The sequence below is a fragment of the Rhizobium sp. SU303 genome (genome assembly GCF_021052345.1).
Taxonomy (GTDB): domain Bacteria; phylum Pseudomonadota; class Alphaproteobacteria; order Rhizobiales; family Rhizobiaceae; genus Rhizobium; species Rhizobium laguerreae.
Map to the genome: position 1 here is coordinate 3,288,487 of NZ_CP088095.1, position 21,451 is coordinate 3,309,937.

Annotated in this window: 19 protein-coding genes; 11 read left to right on the forward strand and 8 right to left on the reverse strand. The window is 60.2% G+C overall.

Annotated features, from left to right (window positions below):
* Positions 1-39 precede the first annotated feature (39 nt).
* Together RlegSU303_RS16505 and RlegSU303_RS16510 are read right to left on the reverse strand one after the other, a co-directional pair.
* Complete coding sequence (locus RlegSU303_RS16505; protein WP_131619649.1) at positions 40-1,719, reverse strand: formate--tetrahydrofolate ligase; 1,680 nt, start codon at positions 1,717-1,719, stop codon at positions 40-42.
* Positions 1,720-1,913: 194 nt separating this feature from the next.
* On the reverse strand, positions 1,914-3,593 hold the full coding sequence (locus RlegSU303_RS16510; protein ID WP_131629700.1) for a COG3904 family protein: 1,680 nt from the start codon (positions 3,591-3,593) through the stop codon (positions 1,914-1,916).
* A 478-nt stretch (positions 3,594-4,071) separates the two neighbouring features.
* Here RlegSU303_RS16510 and RlegSU303_RS16515 point away from each other — a divergent pair, with 478 nt between their 5' ends.
* Positions 4,072-4,797, forward strand: coding sequence for a helix-turn-helix transcriptional regulator (locus tag RlegSU303_RS16515; RefSeq protein ID WP_131619647.1), 726 nt, complete (start codon positions 4,072-4,074; stop codon positions 4,795-4,797).
* A gap of 46 nt (positions 4,798-4,843) precedes the next feature.
* A complete protein-coding gene (locus RlegSU303_RS16520; protein ID WP_017961526.1) occupies positions 4,844-5,305 on the forward strand; it encodes a PAS domain-containing protein in 462 nt (153 codons plus the stop codon).
* 12 nt (positions 5,306-5,317) lie between these two features.
* Here RlegSU303_RS16520 and RlegSU303_RS16525 read toward each other — a convergent pair whose 3' ends face one another.
* The 3 genes from RlegSU303_RS16525 to RlegSU303_RS16535 all read right to left on the reverse strand — a co-directional run bounded on the left by RlegSU303_RS16525 (position 5,318) and on the right by RlegSU303_RS16535 (position 8,347).
* Complete coding sequence (locus RlegSU303_RS16525; protein ID WP_131619645.1) at positions 5,318-6,448, reverse strand: DUF2333 family protein; 1,131 nt, start codon at positions 6,446-6,448, stop codon at positions 5,318-5,320.
* Positions 6,449-6,600: 152 nt separating this feature from the next.
* The gene (locus RlegSU303_RS16530) at positions 6,601-7,674 is read right to left on the reverse strand and encodes a hypothetical protein (RefSeq protein ID WP_131645158.1); all 1,074 of its coding nucleotides are present in this window, start codon (positions 7,672-7,674) and stop codon (positions 6,601-6,603) included.
* A gap of 70 nt (positions 7,675-7,744) precedes the next feature.
* Positions 7,745-8,347: a thymidine kinase gene (locus RlegSU303_RS16535; protein ID WP_065280862.1), complete on the reverse strand. Its 603-nt coding sequence runs from the start codon at positions 8,345-8,347 to the stop codon at positions 7,745-7,747.
* A gap of 235 nt (positions 8,348-8,582) precedes the next feature.
* Between RlegSU303_RS16535 and RlegSU303_RS16540 the strand changes: the two genes are divergently transcribed.
* The 5 genes from RlegSU303_RS16540 to RlegSU303_RS16560 all read left to right on the forward strand — a co-directional run bounded on the left by RlegSU303_RS16540 (position 8,583) and on the right by RlegSU303_RS16560 (position 12,719).
* Complete coding sequence (locus tag RlegSU303_RS16540; protein WP_131619643.1) at positions 8,583-9,539, forward strand: choline ABC transporter substrate-binding protein; 957 nt, start codon at positions 8,583-8,585, stop codon at positions 9,537-9,539.
* 71 nt (positions 9,540-9,610) lie between these two features.
* The gene (gene choW, locus RlegSU303_RS16545) at positions 9,611-10,456 is read left to right on the forward strand and encodes a choline ABC transporter permease subunit (protein WP_131629702.1); all 846 of its coding nucleotides are present in this window, start codon (positions 9,611-9,613) and stop codon (positions 10,454-10,456) included.
* Positions 10,453-11,505, forward strand: coding sequence for a choline ABC transporter ATP-binding protein (gene choV / locus RlegSU303_RS16550; RefSeq protein WP_094088776.1), 1,053 nt, complete (start codon positions 10,453-10,455; stop codon positions 11,503-11,505). Before choW ends, choV begins: the two co-directional genes overlap by 4 nt.
* Positions 11,506-11,536: 31 nt before the next feature.
* Positions 11,537-12,286, forward strand: coding sequence for a HugZ family pyridoxamine 5'-phosphate oxidase (locus RlegSU303_RS16555; RefSeq protein WP_131719288.1), 750 nt, complete (start codon positions 11,537-11,539; stop codon positions 12,284-12,286).
* A 115-nt stretch (positions 12,287-12,401) separates the two neighbouring features.
* Positions 12,402-12,719 carry an ArsR/SmtB family transcription factor gene (locus tag RlegSU303_RS16560; protein ID WP_003561417.1) on the forward strand — a complete coding sequence of 106 codons (318 nt, stop codon included), beginning with the start codon at positions 12,402-12,404 and terminating at the stop codon, positions 12,717-12,719.
* A 231-nt stretch (positions 12,720-12,950) separates the two neighbouring features.
* On the opposite strand, the gene RlegSU303_RS16565 is transcribed toward RlegSU303_RS16560, so the two are convergent.
* Positions 12,951-14,924 carry a PhoX family protein gene (locus RlegSU303_RS16565; protein WP_131719287.1) on the reverse strand — a complete coding sequence of 658 codons (1,974 nt, stop codon included), beginning with the start codon at positions 14,922-14,924 and terminating at the stop codon, positions 12,951-12,953.
* Between the two features lie 291 nt (positions 14,925-15,215).
* Between RlegSU303_RS16565 and RlegSU303_RS16570 the strand changes: the two genes are divergently transcribed.
* Positions 15,216-16,541 (forward strand): aspartate aminotransferase family protein, encoded by a 1,326-nt coding sequence (locus tag RlegSU303_RS16570; protein ID WP_018243099.1) that lies wholly within the window; start codon positions 15,216-15,218, stop codon positions 16,539-16,541.
* A gap of 172 nt (positions 16,542-16,713) precedes the next feature.
* On the opposite strand, the gene RlegSU303_RS16575 is transcribed toward RlegSU303_RS16570, so the two are convergent.
* Entirely contained in the window at positions 16,714-17,628 is a 915-nt protein-coding gene (locus tag RlegSU303_RS16575; protein ID WP_131719286.1) for an HD-GYP domain-containing protein, read from the reverse strand.
* A 105-nt stretch (positions 17,629-17,733) separates the two neighbouring features.
* Between RlegSU303_RS16575 and RlegSU303_RS16580 the strand changes: the two genes are divergently transcribed.
* Together RlegSU303_RS16580 and RlegSU303_RS16585 are read left to right on the forward strand one after the other, a co-directional pair.
* Positions 17,734-18,114, forward strand: a complete 381-nt coding sequence (locus RlegSU303_RS16580) for a hypothetical protein (protein ID WP_165507526.1) — start codon at positions 17,734-17,736, stop codon at positions 18,112-18,114.
* Positions 18,111-19,214, forward strand: a complete 1,104-nt coding sequence (locus tag RlegSU303_RS16585; protein ID WP_131719285.1) for a branched-chain amino acid ABC transporter substrate-binding protein — start codon at positions 18,111-18,113, stop codon at positions 19,212-19,214. The genes RlegSU303_RS16580 and RlegSU303_RS16585 overlap by 4 nt, the downstream gene beginning before the upstream one ends.
* Positions 19,215-19,284: 70 nt before the next feature.
* On the opposite strand, the gene RlegSU303_RS16590 is transcribed toward RlegSU303_RS16585, so the two are convergent.
* Positions 19,285-19,680 carry a hypothetical protein gene (locus RlegSU303_RS16590; protein WP_131619639.1) on the reverse strand — a complete coding sequence of 132 codons (396 nt, stop codon included), beginning with the start codon at positions 19,678-19,680 and terminating at the stop codon, positions 19,285-19,287.
* A gap of 45 nt (positions 19,681-19,725) precedes the next feature.
* Here RlegSU303_RS16590 and ade point away from each other — a divergent pair, with 45 nt between their 5' ends.
* The gene (gene ade, locus RlegSU303_RS16595; protein WP_131719284.1) at positions 19,726-21,423 is read left to right on the forward strand and encodes an adenine deaminase; all 1,698 of its coding nucleotides are present in this window, start codon (positions 19,726-19,728) and stop codon (positions 21,421-21,423) included.
* Positions 21,424-21,451: the final 28 nt, after the last annotated feature.

A 21,451-nucleotide genomic window follows, 5' to 3' on the forward strand; every position in this document is an offset into this window, starting at 1 on the left:
AGCTCCAAACACTCCCCACCTCGGCAAGCGCTCTGAAGATCAGAACAATCCCTCGATATACCCCTGGTCGTTCAGGAAAATCCGTTCCGCCGACGGCGATTTCGGCAGGCCGGGCATTGTCATGATCTCGCCGGTGATGGCGACGACGAAGCCCGCTCCCGCCGAAAGCCGCACCTCTCGCACGGTGACGATGTGACCTTCCGGCGCGCCGCGCAGGTTCGGATCGGTGGAGAATGAATATTGCGTCTTCGCCATGCAGATCGGCAGCTTGCCGTAGCCCTGCTCTTCCCATGTCTGTAACTGGTCGCGCACCGCCTTGTCGGCCGTCACCTCGCCGGCGTGATAGATTTTCGAGGCGACGATCTCGATCTTCTCGAACAGCGAAAGATCGTCGCCGTAAAGCGGCTGGAATTTCGCCTGCCCGGATTCTGCCAGTTCCACCACCTTGTGCGCCAATTCCTCGATGCCGGCCGAACCCAGCGCCCAGTGACGGCAGAGGATCGCCTCGGCGCCAAGCCTCGAGACGAATTCCTTGACTGCCGCGATCTCGGCGTCGGTATCCGAGACGAAATGGTTGATCGCCACGACGACGGGCACGCCGAAACGGCGCACATTGGCGACGTGCCGGCCAAGATTGGCACAGCCCTTCTTCAGCGCCGCGACATCCTCCGTGCCGAGATCTTCCTTCTTCACCCCGCCATTCATCTTCAGCGCCCGGACGGTCGCGACGATCACCGCCGCATCCGGCTTCAGCCCCGCCTTGCGGCACTTGATGTCGAAGAATTTTTCCGCTCCGAGATCGGCGCCGAACCCTGCTTCCGTCACCACATAGTCGCCGAGCTTCAGCGCCGTCTTCGTCGCCGTCACCGAATTGCAGCCATGGGCGATATTGGCGAAAGGCCCGCCATGCACGAAGGCCGGATTGTTCTCCAGCGTCTGCACCAGGTTCGGCTGCATCGCATCTTTCAACAGCACCGCCATGGCGCCGTCGGCCTTCAGGTCGCGCGCATGCACTGGTGTCCTGTCGAAACGATAGCCGATGATGATGTCGCCGAGGCGCTGCTCCAGATCCTTGAGGTCGGTGGCGAGGCAGAGGATCGCCATCACCTCGGAGGCGACGGTGATGTCGAACCCGCCCTGGCGCGGGAAACCGTTGGCGACGCCGCCGAGCGATGAGACCATGCTTCTGAGCGCCCGGTCGTTCATGTCCATGACCCGCCGCCAGGTGATGCGGCGGATGTCGATATTCTCTTCGTTGCCCCAGTAAATGTGGTTGTCGACCATAGCCGCCAGCAGATTGTGCGCCGATGTGATCGCATGGAAATCGCCGGTGAAATGCAGGTTGATGTCTTCCATCGGCACGACCTGCGCATAACCGCCGCCGGCCGCCCCGCCCTTGACGCCGAAGCAGGGACCGAGCGAGGCCTCGCGGATGCAGACAATGGCCTTCTTGCCGATCCTGTTCAGCCCGTCGCCGAGCCCGACGGTGGTGGTCGTCTTGCCCTCGCCCGCCGGTGTGGGATTGATCGCCGTGACGAGGATCAGCTTGCCGTCCTTCTTGCCCGCCTGCGCGGCGATGAACTCGGCGCTGACCTTCGCCTTGTCGTGACCATAGGGAGCGAGCTGCTCGACCGGAATGCCCAGTTTCGCCCCGATTTCGAAGATCGGCTTCTTGGCCGCGGCGCGCGCGATTTCGATATCGGATTTGATTGATGGCATGGATGTTTCCCCATCCGAGCTCCGCGGGAGCGGAGTCGTTGCTTTTCTCTTCATCGAGATAGCGAAATATCGGCGGGGTGTGAATAGCGCCACGCCTTGCGGCCGCTAAACGGGCAACACGAGGCGCCTTCGGAGCTTAAACAAGCAGCAGCCCAGCGCAAAAACGCCGAGCTACGCTCTTTGGCGTCCTGAGATCAATTGACCGAAGCCGCAACAGGAACGGTCTCTGCCTCAGCTTTTCTCGGGCATCGAAGGCTTTCCTTCGCCTCCGGCCCACAGACATGCAAGCCGGGCTTTTCATCATAAGGGATGATACCATTGACGATGCCAAACTTGAGCGCCTGGGAACGAAGTATAGTCCCTCGCTCAATTGATGTCGCGAACATCATCGTCTCGTATGTCTCGGCGCTCACGCCCATCTCGTCGAAATAAGCGAAGAATCTCGTATATTCAGCCGTCGTGGGCCTGACGAGGCCGATCGAGGAATATCCGACAATCCGCGGCGTTCCGCTCATCAGGACAAGAGTACAGCTTGAAAGGCAATACGCACGGCCGGCAAAGACTTCTCCCGCGGTCGGTCCGCTTTTGGCGATGCTGGCTTTGCAACGCGGATCCAGCTTTGGACAATTCGGCAACTGCGTTCTGCCAATCGAGGTCTCCAGACCTGCAGCACGGATCATACGCCCCATCACGAATGCCGCATCCATGTCCCCGCCATTAGACTGAAGGACGATCGGCAGCTTTCTTTCGCCGAGCGTCGTCAACATCGCCTTCAGCCGAGCCGGCGTATCCGGCGTGATGTCTCCATCCGCAGAAATCCACTGCGTGCACTCTTCCCGGCAGTTGCCATTGGACATCAGGAGGAAGTCCATCGGCTGGGTTTTCGGTAGTTTCTCGCTTGTCTCTGTGGCCGCATCCTGCACGGGCGCCTGAGATACAGGCGCCTTGGCCATCACAGGGGCTTCGGCTACCGGATGGCTGTGACAGACAGCCTCGGCCGCTGCATCTGGGGCGCAGAGCGGCATGCCCGGCCACTCATTGTAGGACAACATGTCCGTGATGAGACCTGTTCGAAGTGCCTCCGTAGCCGGTACGATATTGATGTTGTCAGGCGTGGCGCTCATCATCAGACCGATCACTTCTTCGCTGACGCCCATTTCCTTCAAATAGGCCGTCAAAGCAGCGGTAGCCTTCTTTCCAAGTTCGGTGGAACTGCTCTGCCCCGCCACCTTGCGTCCGACCTCCTTGCGGGAGATTTCCTTCTTCTTGCCATTCACGATCTTGTATTCAATGCGATAGGAAACTCGCACCTTGTTGTAGACGGTCGTGATCTGGTGCACGCCGATGAAGGCCCATTGCGACGAGACACGCGACACACCGCCCGCTAACGCCAGTGGACACGCGGAAAAACAGTATGCACCAGCCGAATAAGTGTAGCCGCCCGACGGACCGTCCTTTGCAATAGCGGCTTGGCAGCGCGTGTCCCCAACGGGGCATCCCTTCAGCCGCGTGCCGCCGACCGCCGTTTCCAGCCCGGACTTGCGGATCATCCGGCCCATCGCGTAGGCGGCATCGACGTCCCCACCCTCAGAACGGAAAACGACAGGCAATTTACGGCCGCCGATCTTCTTGAGCATTTTTCTCAGCCGCGCGGGCGTATCGGACGTTATGCGCCCCTCCGCCGATATCCATTCCGGACAGTTTTCCTGGCAGAGAAGACTGCGCACGAGGATGAAGCTCATCGGCGGCTGTGCCGCCTTCTTCTCCCCGGCAGCCTGCGAGGTTGCCGCTCCGATCGGCAAGGTCAAAAGGAGAAAAACAAGTAATAATCTGGAAAACAGACACTTCACCAAAAAGGAAATTGCAAAGCGCACGATTAAATTGCCTCAGCTGTACTGAGCATACGCTTAGCAATTGGATTGACTGCCAGCAAGTCGGATTTCGCCGCCTGCCGCCATCCTTCTTATCGCTGCTCTCTGACCGCAATCAGGCTGAAACAGCGACCCGCTGCGGCCGCGTTCACGCAGTTCACCCGCTCCAGCGCAAAGCGCTGCAGGCAGAGCGGTCCACCACCTTTGCGCCCGTGCCGGAGAGAGCCGAGTTCTTCCGCAAAACTCTCCCAAGTGATTCTCTCCTTGCCCGGCTGGGCGAGACCATCCCTATGCCGCAGTGAAAGAACTCAGAGATACCGCAACGCTATTTTTGCAAGTCGAAACTCAACCGGCGCGCGCACTACCGTGGCTAATTATTCACAATTCGAATGAATCGGCTTGCGTTACGTCAATTGGGGCTAGCATCCCGCCGATTTTCTGTATTTGATAGCGTTAACATTGGGCTGCCGGGGGCGTACAAATGTCTTACATGACTACCTCTGAAAGACAGTCATTGCTTTCGGCAGAACTTTCGACCGCACGAACGCGCAGCCTGTTTGCGCAGGCGCTTGGCAGGGTCTCCACATCCTTCGGATTGTCGCATGCAACACTGATGCACGCCCCCTCCCCGGAAGACCTTCTCTTGAAACCCCTGCTGATCGAGAGCTCGCTTCCGGCCGCCTATGTCAGGGATTTCGACCGTGCCCACATGATGCGCGACTGCCCTTTCGGCGTAAGGCTGAGGGAGTCTGCCGTGCCGCCGGCATGGCACCTCAACGACGCCTCCAATGGTCAGGCTTTCTCCGCCGAACTGCATGCCCTGATGCTGCGCCATGCCATACCGGCAGGCGTTGCCATGCCGACCATTGCAGCCGACGGCCAGCGCCTGGTCTTCTGGTTCTGCGGCGAGCGCGCCGCACTCGGCCAGAGCGAAATCAACGAGCTGGCAATGATCATTCTCCATGCACTGAATGCATACAATGCAGTCAAACGTAACGAGGAATGCGCGCATAACGCGCTGTCGACTCGCGAACTAGAAGTTGTGCGCTGGACTGCCCAAGGCAAGACCTCGATCGAAATCGGTCAGATCCTGACGCTCTCGGACCATACTGTGAACGCCTATATGACGAACGCGATCAAAAAACTCGATTGCGTCAACCGGACCCAGTTGGTAGCTAAGGCAATTCGATTGAAGCTGATCAACTGAGGCATCAGAAGAGAGTCGGCACGTCGTCCGGTGATCTGGGGGAATCGTGCCTCTTCACTTCGAACAGCCCGTTATTGACAAGACAGAACAATCCCGCGCCCACATCGGCATCACCGATGCGGAAGTCGTCCAGATGCTTGCTGCCTATCGTCTTTTCGGCTTCTGGCGCATCGACATCGAGACAGGACATTTCTTTGCAAGCGAGGATGTCCATGCGATCTTCGGCCTCTCCTACAGCGACGGCCCTGTCAACCTGACAGAGCTGATGTCGCGCATCCACGAGGAGGACCGCAGCCTGATCGCCCAAACCTTCGAAGAGGCGAGCCGTCACGGCGTCGGCTTCCATTTCGTTTATCGCGTCGACAACCGGCTTGGCGGCTACAAGCTGGTGCGTAGCGTCGGCCGCTTCCGAAACGATGAAAGCGGCGGCGGCATCGTCGGCATCACCTATGAATTCGTCGAGAAACTGCGCGTCGTCGGCTTCGAGGACAACACGATACCCCGCTGACCCCCGGACGTTTTAGCGGTCAAGCACCGAGCGGATCTCGACGAGGTTCGAGCGCACCCTGAGAATATAGAAGCCCATGGTGGCGAGATGGCTCGGCATGATCCAGCCGTCCTCGCGGCCGTTCGAGATGATCGCAGGCTGGATGCGCAGTGCGGCCTGGAACTGCCGCGTCGTGCTGCCCCAGATCGCGCCGAGATTGCGTTCCTGCACCACCTGCGAGAAATCCGCCTGCGCGGCGGCAAGGATGGCGTAGTAGGCATAGAGCTGGCCATAGGCGAACCAGAACCGGTCGTCGGCACGGGTATCGAACCAGCCGCGATTGTGGTTTTCCGAGCGCTCGGCGAGCATGTCGGAGGTGCCGCCGAGATCGTTGGCGATGCGGTCGATGAACTGCATCAGATTGTCGGCGCGGCCGTCGAAAACGACGTTGCAGAGGGCGAGATCGGTGTTGAACTTGCGCAGGCTGCCTATCGCCGAGCGGTAATAGGAGGGCGTCGGCGTCTTTGGCCCGAAGGGGTTGAGGCCGAAATACCAGCTGTTTTCGTCGAACTGCAGATTGCCGCGCGCGCTCTGCAGGTCGTTGTTGATGCCCGAGGTGCCGCGCACACGCCCGAGCGTATCGACAAGCTCCGCCGAAGTCCGCCGGACCGCCTGGTTGATACCGCGCTGGAAAGAGGCCTTGTTGTCGAGGAAGGGCGTATGATCCCAGTCGATGCCGAAGAAGCCCATCTTGTAGAGCAGCATGGAGGAGATCCATGCGTTCTGGTTGACATTGAAATCGGTCAGATCGGCCGCGACGTCGACGATCGCCGAGCGCTGACATGTCTTCGGCACCGTCGTATTGGCGCCCTCGGCGACCGGCACTTCCTGCCCGGCGGCAACCTTGCGTTCGGAAAGCCGGTACTGGTCGACGAATGCGGTGTTGAAATTCGACCAGACCTGCGTCTGCCAAAAGAAATAACCGTAGAGCACGACCAGCAGCGCCACGAAAGCGATGACCGGCAGCCGGATCATCCAGCTCCGGCGCTGATACCAGCCGTGCGCGGCAAGAAAGGGCCAAAAAGCCCAGGCGGAAAACAGGCGGGCCCAGCGGCCGATCGTTTGGCCGATCAGCCTGAAAAAACCGGCTATCCGGTCAAGCATCGTCGTCTCCTGTCAGGCGAGGCGAACATCGGGACTTTGCCGCCCCGCTGCATCCCACATATGCGCTCGATGGGCCGAGCACAACACGAGCCCCCTCGATTTTTCGGAATGAAAGCATTGTGCAAGAGGGATACTGCCCGCGCCCCTGCTGGTCAGGAGCGCAGGAAAGGTAGGCTGAAACGGAAGGACCTGCGCGCCGTGTCGATCAGAGGCGCTCCAGATGTTTCCGGCGGCGGTTCGGCATAGGTCGGAAACCTTCTGGCGAATTCGAGATTGGCGCGGCTCTTGCGCCGCTCCAGATCCTGGGCGACCAGCATGCCCTTCTCGAACAGTCTGATCGGCGCGGCGATATCCGGAAAGAGTTCCGGCTTGATCCTCACTTTCATGCCCGGTCGGTCGGTATCGACCTGCGCCTGGTAGATGATCAGCCGTTCTTCCACGTCGATCAACAGCTTGCGCAGCAGCACGTTGCCGGCGGCGATCCGGCCGTTCAGCGAATCGACAAAGGCTTGGAACAGGCCGATGAAGCGCTCACGCCTCTGGCTGTCGTCGCGCATCTCGTGCTCCCCGGCGGAAATCCGCTCGGCCTCCGCCTTCAGCGCCCGCCGCTCCGCCTCCATCTGCTCCCAATGCGCCCTGTTGCCATAGACGCCGATCCGGCCCTGCGTCGTCAGCGCCTTGGCATTGAGCTCCTTCATCTTAAGGCGGGCGATATCGATGGAAACGACCAGCCGACGCCTCTGCTCGACGATATCGACAAGGCTGAGTTCGGCGGCCTTGTGCCGTTCGGTGAGTGCGGCGCGCTGGCCGGCGATCAGCCCCGCGAGCGCGTCCGATTTCGTCAAAAGGTCGAGCAGCCGCTCGATGACGGGCGCTTCGCGCACACGTTCGGTATACATGCGCCACATCCGTTGGCGCGACACCCAGCCGGCCATCTTCTCGCGCAGCGTCAACCCCCGGAAACTGTCGAGATCGGCTGAAACCTCGGCCGTCAACCGATCGAGGCAAAAGACCAGTTCGGCCAGTTGGGCGTCGAGCGCCGCAGCATCGGCGATATAGGCCTGGAAGCGGGCATTCTGCTCGAGGAAGACCTCGTCGGCCGATCGTGTTTCGTCACCGCTGAAGGCGCCGATCGCGGCCACGCAATAGGCTCCCTCGGCCGCAATCCTTTCGGCAAGGCTACCTGCGGCTTCATACTGGCTGTCGAATGGCGGGATTTTGCGCAGCTGATCTCTCCAGGGAATCTCCTGACCTCAAGCTAGCCGCTTACAACGCCAAAGAAAACAGGCGCCGGCTTCAGACCGGCTCGGCGATCCAGGCACCGTTCATCGCGTCGTCCCAATGCCTGCGGCAGAGCGAGACATATTTCTCGTTGCCGCCGACATCGATCTGCGCGCCTTCGTGCAATACTTTTCCTTCCGCGTCGAGCCGCACAACCATCGTCGCCTTACGCCCGCAATGGCAGATCGTGCGCACTTCGCGCATTTCATCGGCGATCGCCAGCAGTTCCTGCGAGGCAGGAAACAGCTTGCCCTGGAAATCGGTTCTCAGCCCGTAGACCATCACAGGGATGCCGAGCCTGTCGACGACGCGGGCAAGCTGCCAGACATGGACAGGCGTCATGAAATGCGCCTCGTCGACGAAGATGCAGGAAATCGGTGCTCCTTCGCCGCTCAGCGTCGCAACCAACCGGAACAGATCCTCATGCGGCTCGAAGGGAATGGCGCTGGCCTCCAGGCCGATCCGCGAGCCGATGACGCCTCGGCCCGCGCGCTCGTCGAAGGCGGCGATCAGCTGCACCGTGCGCATGCCGCGCTCCTGGTAATTATAGGAGGCCTGCAGCAGCATCGTCGACTTGCCGGCGTTCATCGTCGAGTAGTTGAAATAGAGTTTTGCCATCCGATTTCTCCTTGATCGGCTTATTGAAAGCTCGGAATGGCAAAGAAAAGCCCTGAGTGAGCGATAATCACAGGAATCCGGCTCGAAACCGCTGAAAGCCCCGAAAACAAGGCATTGCCAAAAAGTCCGCAGACGTCGCAATCGCATGGGTCGATACGGCGCAAACGCACTGAGGTCGCTTGTCAAACTCGGTTATTGATGGTTGGCTTGGGAACTTAAAGACTGGGAGTCTAAAATGAAAACAACAAGCACGTTCAAACTCGTTACCGCAACTGCCGTCGCCGCCCTCTCCGTTGCGACCGCCGCCTTCGCTGCCGATCCCGACAGCTGCTCCACCGTTCGTTTCTCGGACGTCGGCTGGACGGATATCACCGCCACCACCGCCACCGCATCCGTCGTCTTGAAGAGCATCGGCTATCAGACCGACGTCAAGGTTCTCTCGGTGCCGGTCACCTATACCTCGCTGAAGAACAAGGATATCGATGTCTTCCTCGGCAACTGGATGCCGACACAGGAAAAGGACGTCCGGCCCTATATCGATGACAAGTCGGTTGAATCCTTCGGCCCCAACCTCGTCGGCGCCAAGTATACGCTTGCCACCAACGCCAAGGGAGCCGAGCTCGGCATCAAGGACTTCAAGGACATCGCCGCCCATAAGGACGATCTCGACGGCAAGATCTATGGCATCGAGCCCGGCAATGACGGCAACCGCCTCGTCATGGACATGATCGAGAAGAACGAGTTCGGCCTGAAGGATCTGGAAGTCGTCGAGTCCTCCGAACAGGGCATGCTCGCCCAGGTCGCTCGTGCAGACAAAGCGGGCAAGCCCGTTGTCTTCCTCGGCTGGGAACCCCATCCGATGAACACCAACTTCAAGCTGACCTACCTCACAGGCGGCGACAACGTCTTCGGCCCTGACTTCGGCGGTGCCAAGGTCTTCACCAACGTGCGTGCCGGTTATCTCGACGAATGCCCGAATGTCGGCATGATGTTGAAGAACTTGAAGTTCTCCCTCGACATGGAGAACCAGATCATGGGCAAGATCCTTAACGATGGCAAGGAGCCGGAAGCTGCGGCTTCCGAATGGCTGAAGGCGAACCCCGCAGCGCTCGAACCCTGGCTTGCGGGCGTCAAGACCCGCGACGGCAGCGGCGAAGCCCTCGCGGCCGCCAAGACCGGCCTCGGCCTCTAATGATATGAACGGGGCGGCTCGCCGCCCCGTTTCATTTTTGTCCGATTGTTGTTTTTTGGATAGGCGCGCCCTTGAATTGGATCACCGAATTTAAGATTCCCGTTGGCCCCTGGGCCAAGTCCTTCGTGGATTGGCTGACCTCGAACGGCGAATGGTTCTTCAACCAGATCGCCTTCCTGCTGTCGAGCGCGATAGACGGCCTGCTCTTCGTGCTGCAGAAGCCTCATCCGCTGATCGTCATCGCTGCCATCACCGGCATCGCCTTTTGGCTGCGCCGGTCGATCGCGGTTGCCGTCTTCACCTGTCTCGGGCTGCTGCTGATCGTGAACCAGGACTATTGGAAAGAAACGACGGAGACGCTCGCTCTCGTGCTCGCCGCCACCTTCGTCTGTATGGTGATCGGTATTCCGCTCGGCATTGCCGCCGCCCGCCGCCCTTGGGTCTATGCTGCCATGCGCCCGGTGCTCGATCTCATGCAGACCATACCGACTTTCGTCTATCTGATCCCGGCGCTCATCCTGTTCGGCCTCGGCATGGTGCCGGGCCTGATCGCGACCGTCATCTTCGCAATCCCCGCCCCGATCCGGCTGACGCGTCTCGGCATCATCTCGACGCCGCCCTCCCTCGTCGAAGCCGCCGTGGCTTTCGGCGCGACGCCGATACAGGTGCTGCGCAAGATCGAGCTTCCCTTCGCCACGCCGCAGATCATGGCGGGTCTCACCCAGACCATCATGTTGTCGCTGTCGATGGTCGTCATCGCCGCCCTCGTCGGCGCTCCCGGGCTTGGCGTGCCCGTCGTCCGTGCGCTGAACACCGTCAATATCGCCAAGGGCTTCGAGGCGGGCTTCTGCATCGTCATCCTGGCAATCATTCTGGACCGGATGTTCCGCACCGCGGGTGAAGGAGGCGCTGCATGACCGCGGTAAGCTTTAACAATGTCAGCATCGTCTTTGGCGATCGGCCGGAAGCAGCCCTTGCCATGGTCGACCAGGGCAAAACGCGCGACGAGATCGGCGCCGCGACCGGTCTTGTGCTCGGCGTGGCCAACGCCTCGCTCACGATCGAGGAAGGCGAGATCCTGGTGCTGATGGGTCTTTCCGGCTCCGGCAAGTCGACGCTGCTGCGCGCCGTCAACGGGCTCGCTCCCGTGGTGCGTGGCGATGTCGCGGTCTCGGCGGCCACCGGCCCCGTCAACCCCTATAGATGCAATGCCAAGGCCTTGCGCGACCTGCGCTCCCACACCGTCTCCATGGTGTTCCAGCAATTCGCCCTCCTGCCCTGGCGCACCGTCGCCGACAATGTCGGCTTCGGTCTCGAGCTCGCCGGCATGCCGGAAGCCGAACGCAAGCTTCGCGTCGGCGAGCAGCTTGAACTCGTCAACCTGACGAAATGGGCCGATCGCAAGGTCAACGAGCTTTCCGGCGGCATGCAGCAGCGTGTCGGCCTTGCCCGCGCCTTTGCCACCGGCGCCCCGATCCTGCTCATGGACGAGCCTTTCTCCGCGCTCGACCCACTGATCCGCACCCGCCTGCAGGATGAGCTCCTGGAATTCCAGCGGCGGCTGAAAAAGACCATCCTCTTCGTCAGCCACGATCTCGACGAGGCCTTCCGCATCGGCAATCGCATTGCCATCATGGAGAGCGGCCGCATCATCCAGTGCGGGACGCCGCACGATATCGTCAAGAACCCCGCAGACCAGTATGTCGCCGATTTCGTGCAGAACCTCAATCCGATCAACATGCTGACGGCCGCCGACGTCATGCAGCCAGGCCTCGGCCAGACTGCCGCCGGCATGAGCGTCAGCGCCACGGCCCGCGCCGCGACCCCGCTCATCGATATTCTCGATGCCCTTGCCCGCCAGCCGGGCAGTATCGGGATCGTCGAGAACGGCGCGATCGTCGGCACCATCTCGGCTCAGGATATCGTTGCCGGCCTCACCCGCCATCGCCGCAAGGAGGAAGCTTGATGTTTTCCATCCGCTTTGTCACAAAGCGGATATGAAAGATCAGCCCTCGCCCTTACGCGAAACCGACGACGATGCCCGCAAGCTCGCCCGCGTGTTGTTGCGCTCCGCCCGCTATGCTGCGATCGCCGTTCTCGACCCCGAGACCGGCTTTCCCTTCGCCAGTCGCGTGCTGGTCGCTACCGACATCGACGGAACGCCCGTGATCCTCGTTTCGAAGCTGTCGGCCCACACCAAAGCGCTCGCCAAGGACCCGCGCGCTTCGCTCCTGACCGGTGAACCCGGCAAGGGCGACCCCCTCGCTTATCCCCGTTTGACGACCCAATGCCTGGCAGAACTCGTCGAGCGTGGCAATGCAATCCATGAGCGTATCCGCACGCGTTTTCTCGATCGCCACAGCAAGGCGGCGCTTTATATCGACTTTCCTGATTTCCTGTTCTTCCGTCTCAAGCCGGAGCAGGCCAGCCTCAATGGCGGATTCGGCCGCGCCTACCTGCTTGATGGGAATGATCTCGTAATCCAGTCGGCCGCGAATGAGGCGATCGCCGCCGAGGCGGCAGAGACAGTGCGAGATTTAGTAGAACGCCATCCCGATATCGCCGAAGCCCTCGCTATCAGGCTAAAGGCGCCGGAATCGAGTCCTTGGCGCATTTGTGGTATCGATTCCTCAGGTTTCGACATGATTTCCGGCGACTTCCTTCTGCGATACGAGTTCGAAACCCTCGCTGTGGATGCCGATCACATTTGTTCAAACATGTCTAAAGTAGCATACTCGATACCTTAAATTTAGGTATATACAATCTTCGAGCCTAGTTGATAGCTTTTGGTGTCAGTCAAAATCCCGGCTGGCGCTCTGCGTCAACCCACTTGATGTACGTTTCGCATTAGGAAGACAACATATGGAAACCTCTGATTTGGCCGATCACACGAATGTGGCGGCAGCTTTATTATCGGCCATGGCCAACCCGAAAAGATTGCTGATCCTGTGCAGCCTCGTGAAGGGCGAAGTGGCCGTCGGCGTGCTTGCGACGCAGGTCGGGCTCAGCCAGTCGGCTCTTTCTCAGCACCTCTCGAAACTGCGCGCTCAAAAGCTGGTCAAGACCCGCCGGGACGCACAAACCATCTACTATTCGAGCACCTCCGAGCCGGTCATGAAAATCCTGGCAACGCTCGAAGATATCTACCTCGTGCAGAACAGGAATAGGTCCGCCGCCTGATGATAGCGCTGACATGATGTCGGCCGATGTCGTGCTGCAAGGGGATGTTCCCGGAGGCTTGGCAACGATATTTCAGCACCTGAACCTTATGGCACGACCGGCAAATTTGCGATTTGCCGGTCGTGCTTTTAGAATGACAGCCGGTCGCGCAGGAACGCCCGTCTCGCTATCGGTTTTTTGTTTTGGTGCAATTCTAGACGTAAAACTGCCGCGCACTTTGCCGGAGTTGCTTTAACTGCCGACCACATCGTTGTTGACGCGGCTCAGCATCACCAGCGACGGGCGGGCGGGCATGCCGGGTTTGAAATCCGGCCAGTCGGTGCCGGCATCCTCCATCGAGGTCGCATCCTCGTTGTCGGCCATCCGCAGTTCGCCCGGATGCTGGATGGAAAGAAAGACGCTGCTGCCGTCAGGGGTGAAAGTCGGCGAACAGGCTTCCGAGCCGACGGGCGCAATATAGAACAGCTTCGGAAGTGCCCGGCCCGGGCCTTCGGTATCCATCACATAGACGGAATCGGTTATGCCTTCCGGCGGCGGGCCGTCGGTGGTGACCCAGAGGCGTCCGGCCGGATCGACGGCGAGATTGTCGGGGTCTGTGAACCAGCCGGCGGAGGTCGTCGCAGGATGAAACATCGCCTGATCCTCGGGCTTGGCGGGATCGCCGCAGAGGATGAAGACGTCCCACTTGAAGCTTTCAGCTGTATAATCCGGCTTTTCGGGACCGCCAGGTGCTGCGAGTTCCAGCAGGTGACCGTGCGGATTGGGGCTGCGCGGATTGGCAATGTTGACCATCTCCTTCTCGTCGCCGCCCTCAACCTTGGGCAGCCGATCTTCGTTCTCGGTCATGGCGACATAAAGCTTGTCGGTGCCGAGATGCGCGATGAAGCCTTCCGGTCCGTCCATCGGCGTGGCGCCGACGAGATCGGCAGCAGCGCGCGTCGCCAGCACGACGTCGGCCTGGCTCTTGAAGCCGGCTTCCGCAGTCAGTAGCCCCTCGCCGGCAATGAGCGGGATCCAGCGCATCGTGCCGTCGCTTTCGAACTTGGCGACCGAGAGGGTGCCGTGGTCGAGCAGGTCCCTGTTGGCGGCGCGGTCGTTCGGGTTCCAGGGATCGCGAGTGACGAAGCGGTAGATATATTCGAAATCGTCGTCGTCGCCCATGAAGACCACCACGCGGCCGTCAGGGGCGACGCAACACTGGGCGCCCTCATGCGTCATGCGGCCGAGCGAGGTGCGCTTGACCGGCTTTGCAGAAGGATCGAACGGATCGATCTCGACCACCCAATCGAAGCGCATCCATTCGTTCGGCTCTTCCTCGAACTTGAAGCGCGGCTCGACGCGGCTGATGGAGTAGATATCGTTCTCGTCCTCGTCCCAGCCCTGGCGCTCGACCAGCTCCTGGTTCGGCAATTTCTTGTAGTCGCCGGCGAAGACATCCATCGCGCCTTCCTCGCCTGAAAGCATCGTGCCCCAGGGCGTGATGCCGCCGTTGCAATTCGAGATCGTGCCGAAGACGACGGTGCCGGTCGGATCGGCCTTGGTCTTCAGACGGTCGTCGCCGGCGGCGGGACCGGAGATGTCGATTTCGGTGCTCATGTGGACGCGGCGATTGTATTTGCCGTCCTTGACGATCGCCCATTTGCCGTCCGTCTTCTTCACTTCGAAGATCGAGACGCCGAGGGCGGCCATGATGGCGCGGATCTGGTTATCCGTCAGCTTCTCGCGATAGTTTTCGTCCGTCAGGCCGGGAAACATCAGGAAAGGCGTTGCATATTCATGGCTGACCACCATCAGCCCATGGTCGGAGCTCTTCTCGCCCCAGGGCAGCGGCAGAAACTGCGTGAAGTCGTTGTTGTAGCCGAACTGTCGCTCGGCCGCCTTACCATCCAGCGTTGCAATGTCGAATTCCGGGCTGTCGGAGAAAAGTGCATCGCCCCAACGTGCCAGGATCTGGCGCTCATAGCCCTCCGGCCAGTGGTCGGCGGTATCGCGCACGCGCCTGAGTTCCGGAAATGTCAGGCTGGAGCCGGCAGCCTCGGCATGCGCGGTTCCGAGCGCCGGCGAAAGTGCCGCAGCGCCCATCGCTGCGAGAAAGCCATTGAGCACGCTGCGGCGGCGAACGCCCTCTTCGAGAATGGCGCCGTAACTTGGCGCGAATGTATGGCGCCGCGTGGGGCGCGCCCTTGTCTTCTGGCGGTCAGACATCAGTATCTCCGATCGAAATATCGTTTGATTTCAGTGAATTGATGAAATGCAATTGCGCCCTGCGAGCCATCGGTTTTTGTAACAAGCCGAGGCGAAGGATTGATGACGGGCGGCCTGCAGTGCCTGACCCTGGATATTTCCGGATCGTACCAAGCAAGTTGAGCCTCCTGTCAGGAGGGGCTCTGGGGACTTTTCCCGTTGACGCCTTGGGAAGCCCTGATAATTTGACCGGGCAGTAAAAATATGGGCGTGAAGCCCCGGGAAAGGGCCGTCAGCGGCCAGGAGAACAGCATGTCCAATCGCCTCAATGCACCGAACGATCTTCGCGCCTTCTGGATGCCGTTTACGGCAAATCGCCAGTTCAAGAAGGAGCCGCGTTTGTTCGTCGGCGCCAAGGACATGTACTATACGACCCATGACGGTCGTCAGGTGCTGGACGGCACGGCTGGCCTCTGGTGCGTCAATGCCGGCCACTGCCGCCCGAAGATCACCGAGGCGATCCGCGAGCAGGCCGGCGAACTCGATTACGCGCCGGCCTTCCAGCTCGGCCATCCCAAGGCCTTCGAACTGGCGAACCGCCTGGTCGACATTGCCCCTGAAGGCCTGAACCACGTCCTCTACACCAACTCCGGTTCCGAATCCGTCGAGACGGCGCTCAAGGTGGCGCTTGCCTATCACCGCGTGAAGGGCAATGGATCACGCTTCCGCCTGATCGGCCGCGAGCGTGGCTATCACGGCGTCAATTTCGGCGGCATCTCCGTCGGCGGCATCGTCACCAACCGCAAGATGTTCGGCACGCTTCTGACCGGCGTCGATCACATGCCGCACACCCACCAGCCCGGCAAGAACAACTTTACCCGCGGCGAGCCCGAGCATGGCGGCGACATCGCCACCGAGCTCGAGCGGATCGTCACCCTGCATGACGCCTCCACCGTCGCTGCCGTCATCGTCGAGCCGGTGGCGGGCTCCACCGGCGTCTTGATCCCACCGAAGGGCTACCTGCAGAAGCTGCGCGAGATTTGCACCAAACACGGCATCCTTCTGATCTTCGACGAGGTCATCACCGGCTTCGGCCGCCTCGGCGCCCCCTTTGCCGCGCAATATTACGACGTCAAGCCCGACATGATCACCGCCGCCAAGGGACTGACCAACGGCGTCATTCCGATGGGCGCCGTCTTTGTCACCTCCGAGATTCATGATGCCTTCATGAACGGCCCGGAGCACATGATCGAGTTCTTCCACGGCTATACCTATTCCGGCAACCCGATTGCCTCCGCCGCCGCCCTCGCCACGCTCGACACCTACAAGGAAGAGGGGCTGCTGACACGCGCCGCCGAGCTTTCCGACTATTGGGCCGACGCGCTGCATTCGCTGAAGGACTGCCCCAATGTCATCGACATCAGGAACACCGGCCTGATCGGCGCCATCGAGCTCGACCCGATCGCCGGCGAGCCCACCAAGCGCGCCTTCACCGCTTTCCTGAAAGCCTATGAAAGCGGCCTGCTGATCCGCACCACCGGCGATATCATCGCGCTCTCCCCGCCGCTGATCATCGAGAAGCACCACATCGACGAGCTCTTCGGCAAGCTGCGGACGATCCTCCAGAACAACATTTGAGAAAGCTCTAAAGACTTCCGGCATCAGGGCCTGCGGCGGATAATTCCTTAAATCGGATTCGATTTAAGGACAAAATTATGCAGCAATTCAAAGCGTTACAGCGCCGCGCATCTGAATAGACGCGCGGCGCTGTAAATCCACGCAGGCCCTTTGTTGGGGAGACCGATAGGCCTCAGGTCACGGCGGCCACCGAAAGGCAGAGGGCGAATTTCTTCAGGAGCCGGCGATCGAATTGCCCTTCACTGCCAAGCATCCATTTCAGTGCCTGGCTCGCACTCCATGGCGCCTTGTACGGCCGCACGGAGGTCATGGCGTCATAGACGTCGCAAATCGCAGCAAGACGCGCATGGAAGCTGACCTGCGCTTCGGAAAGCCTGCGGGGGTAGCCCTTGCCGTCGATACGCTCATGATGGTTGAGGCAGACGTCGAGAACGATCTCCGACATGCCTTCCTGGCGTGACAGGATTGCGTGCCCCTTTTCCGGATGATCGCGGATCATCTTGATCTCGTTCTCGTCCAGGCGCCCTTCCTTGTTGAGTATCTCGAGCGGAATTTCCAGCTTGCCGACGTCGTGCAGCAATCCTGCCGTGCCGAGCATCTGCACGGTCGTCTCGTCAAGTCCGAGATGACGGCCGAAAAGGATCATCAGCGCACTCACCGAAAGCGAATGCAGAAACGTCACTTCGTCCTTGGTTTTCAGACGCGTAACGCTCAGAAAGACAGTGGGATTGTCATCCATCGACTTGGAGACCGAGGAAATCACCGGCGCCACCTGATCGAAGCTGATACCATCGCCATGCTGGAGCCGGCCGAAAACGCTTTCCAGGACCTGCACGGATTTCTGGATGGTCTCGCGTGCCGCCTTCGTGTCGATCTCGATATTGCCGCCTGGCAGACCGTCGATGTCGAGGCCTCTGCTGGTGTTGATGATAACACCTTCAATGCCGCTCTTGCGAAGCTTCAGGGCATCGACTTCACGGCGCAGCAGAAATCTTCGCTTGGACAGAAGAGGGTCCTGCCATGCACCCTCGATCGCCTCCACAAACATTCCGTTGCGCACCTGTCTGGCTTCGATACGCTTGAGCATCCAGATCTCTGTTCCTGAAATATCTCTCTGTTTATTATCGACCGTTCTTTTGCATCGCAGCAATATATGCACGAACAATGATTCTACTCTAATTGGTAGAATCAAGTGTTAATCTCGAAACCGAATTCGACTATTCAGAAAGACGAAGAGTTTCGCGAAATTCGGCAGGTTCATCGGCACCGCGCAGACGCGGGTAAAGCACCCTCCGGAAATCTGCAGACGGCGCCACGATCGACGATTTTGGATTATTTCGCGCCGGATCGGCTCGATTTTCGTTTCATTTTGTTATCAACTTGCGGAATCTCACCAAAATTCTTAAAAATCTTGCCGTTGCACCCATTCGAGCCAAATATGGCCGGAGGGCGCATCGATCGCGCCGATATCGATCGTCCTTGGCACGGCCTGGGGGCTGTTGAACGATCCGGAAAATCCGGCGCGGCACCTCATCGCGGGTCGAATGACCCCATCCAAGGAGACAGACAATGACCCTCAAAACATTGACGGCGACCCTCGTCGCGTCGCTCGCCTTTGCCCCGCTTGCCCATGCCGATATCACCATCGGCCTGATCGCGCCGCTGACCGGCCCCGTCGCCGCCTACGGCGACCAAGTGAAGAACGGCGCTCAGACAGCCGTCGACGAGATCAACAAGAAGGGCGGAATTCTTGGCGAGAAGGTCGTCCTCGAACTGGCCGACGATGCCGGCGAACCGAAACAGGGCGTTTCCGCCGCCAACAAGGTCGTCGGCGACGGCATCCGCTTCGTCGTCGGCCCGGTGACATCGGGCGTCGCCATTCCCGTTTCGGACGTGCTTGCTGAAAACGGCGTGCTGATGGTCACTCCGACCGCGACGGCCCCCGACTTGACCAAGCGCGGTCTGACCAACGTGCTGCGCACCTGCGGCCGCGACGATCAGCAGGCCGAAGTCGCCGCCAAATATGTGCTGAAGAATTTCAAGGACAAGCGCGTCGCCATCGTCAACGACAAGGGCGCCTACGGTAAGGGCCTCGCCGATGCCTTCAAGGCGACGCTGAACGCCGGCGGCATCACCGAAGTCATCAACGACGCGATCACGCCTGGTGACAAGGATTTCAGTGCGCTCACTACTCGCATCAAGTCCGAGAAGGTCGACGTGGTCTATTTCGGCGGCTACCACCCGGAAGGCGGCCTGCTGGCCCGCCAGCTGCATGACCTCGCCGCCAACGCGACGATCATCGGCGGCGACGGACTCTCCAACACCGAATTCTGGGCAATCGGCACGGATGCGGCAGCAGGCACGATCTTCACCAACGCTTCGGACGCCACCAAGAGCCCGGATTCCAAAGCCGCAGCCGACGCGCTCGCCGCCAAGAACATCCCCGCCGAAGCCTTCACGCTAAACGCTTATGCCGCCGTCGAAGTGTTGAAGGCCGGCATTGAGAAGGCCGGCAGCGCCGAGGATGCGGAAGCCGTCGCGACTGCGCTGAAAGGCGGCGAAGAGATCCCCACCGCCATCGGCAAGGTCACCTACGGCGAGACCGGCGATCTCACCTCGCAGAGCTTCTCGCTCTACAAATGGGAAGCCGGCAAGATCGTCGCCGCAGAGTAATCGACAGCTTTTATAAACGAGGATCGGGCGCCCCACGGCGCTCGATTTGCATTTTGGGAATGGTTGCCGATCAGTCGGGCTTCTCATTGTCCTTAGGCAGGTAACTTTCCAGTGTTGGATGTTTAATGAGCACCATCGGTTGACGATAAGTCCAACTGGGTTTTGGGTTTGAAATTCGCGCGTAGAAACTGGCGACCACAACGCGCTTAAGGTCTTCATCGGAAGCAACACTTCCAGTCGACTTTCCGAGAATGATCCGACTGACCTTTCCATCTTTGTCGGTCGTGAGTACAGCTGAGTTGTTGACACAGCCGCTCAACAAAAAGGCAGCCGCGCAAGCTGCCGAAATAATCGCTTTCATATCATGACCTTGAGTTGGAAACGGACATCTATATTCTCGCTTCACTAGCACTGCTGCCAGCGAGGCAATAGCAGCCGGAAATACAACCCAAATGTTTTCCAGCATTCGTTCTTGATCACCTGCAGAAAACAGTCGAAGAGGTAGCAATTCATGACCACCAAGCTCGAACGTCTGATCGACCAGGGTGTCGGCCGCGTGCCGGCTGATATCGTGCTGAAGGGCGGCCGCTTCTTCGACCTCGTCACCGGTGACCTCGTCCGATCCGACATTGCCATCGGCGCCGATCGCATCGTCGGCACCTCAGGCAATTATGAGGGCGAAACCGAGATCGATATTTCGGGCAGGATCGTCGTTCCGGGCTTCATCGACACGCATCTGCACATCGAATCTTCGCTGGTGACCCCGCATGAATTCGACCGCTGCGTTCTGCCCTACGGCGTCACCACCGCCATCTGCGATCCTCACGAAATCGCCAATGTGCTTGGAACCGCCGGCATCGAGTTCTTTCTCGAATCCGCGCTGGAGACGATCATGGACATCCGCGTCCAGCTCTCCTCCTGTGTGCCGGCGACGCATCTTGAAACCTCCGGTGCCGATCTGCCGATCGAGTGCCTCCTGCCCTTCCGCCACCATCCGAAGGTGATCGGACTTGCCGAATTCATGAATTTCCCCGGCGTGATCCACAAGGATCCCGTCTGCATGGCCAAGCTCGACGCCTTCCAGGGCGGCCATATCGACGGTCATGCGCCGCTGCTCTCAGGCAACGACCTCAACGGTTACCTCTCGGCCGGCATCCGCACCGAGCACGAATGCACGACCGCCGGCGAAGCCTTGGAGAAGATCCGCAAGGGCATGCATATCCTCGTGCGCGAGGGTTCGGTCTCCAAGGATCTCGCGGCGCTGATACCCATTATCACCGAGCGGCTTTCACCCTTCCTCGCGCTTTGCACCGACGACCGCAATCCGCTCGATATCGCCGAACAGGGTCATCTCGATCACATGATCCGCACGGCGATCGCAAGTGGCGTCGAGCCCCTGGCGATCTACCGCGCCGCCTCGATTTCGGCCGCCCGCGCCTTCCGCCTCAAAGACCGTGGCCTGGTCGCGCCGGGCTGGCGCGCCGATCTGGTGGTGCTCGACAGTCTGGAAAACTGCCGCGCCGACATGGTTTTCTCGGCCGGCCGCCGCGTCACCGATGCGCTCTTTTCCTCGCGCAGACCGGTTGCCCCGATCGGCCTCGACAGCGTCAAAGCCCGGCCCGTCAATGCCGCCCATTTCGGCGTCCCTGTCGCCGAGGGCGAAACGCCTGTCATCGGCGTCATACCGGGCAAGATCATCACCGAGCATCGCCGCTACCGCCTGCCCGTCAGGGGCAACGAGACGACGGTCGATCTTGCCAGCGATATCATCAAGGTCGCGGTCATCGAACGCCACGGCAAGAACGGCAACCATGCCAACGGCTTCGTCCAGGGTTTTGGCCTGAAGAAGGGTGCGATCGCCTCGACCGTCGGCCATGACAGCCACAATATCTGCGTGGTCGGTGTCAGCGAGGACGACATGGCACGCGCCGCAAACCGCCTCGGCGAGATCAAGGGCGGCTTCGTCGTCGTCGAAGACGGCAAGGTCACCGGCGAAATCGCCCTGCCCATCGCCGGCTTGATGAGCCTCGAGCCCTACGAGACGGTCCGCGATACGCTCCACCAACTGCGCAAAGCCGCCTTGGCGCTGGGCGCCACGCTGGAAGAACCCTTCCTCCAACTCGCCTTCCTGCCACTGCCGGTCATCCCGCACCTGAAAATATCCGACCGCGGTATGGTGGACGTGGACAAGTTCACGCTGATCGGGTGATGCGATTGAAAAAGGGCTGGCGCCGCGG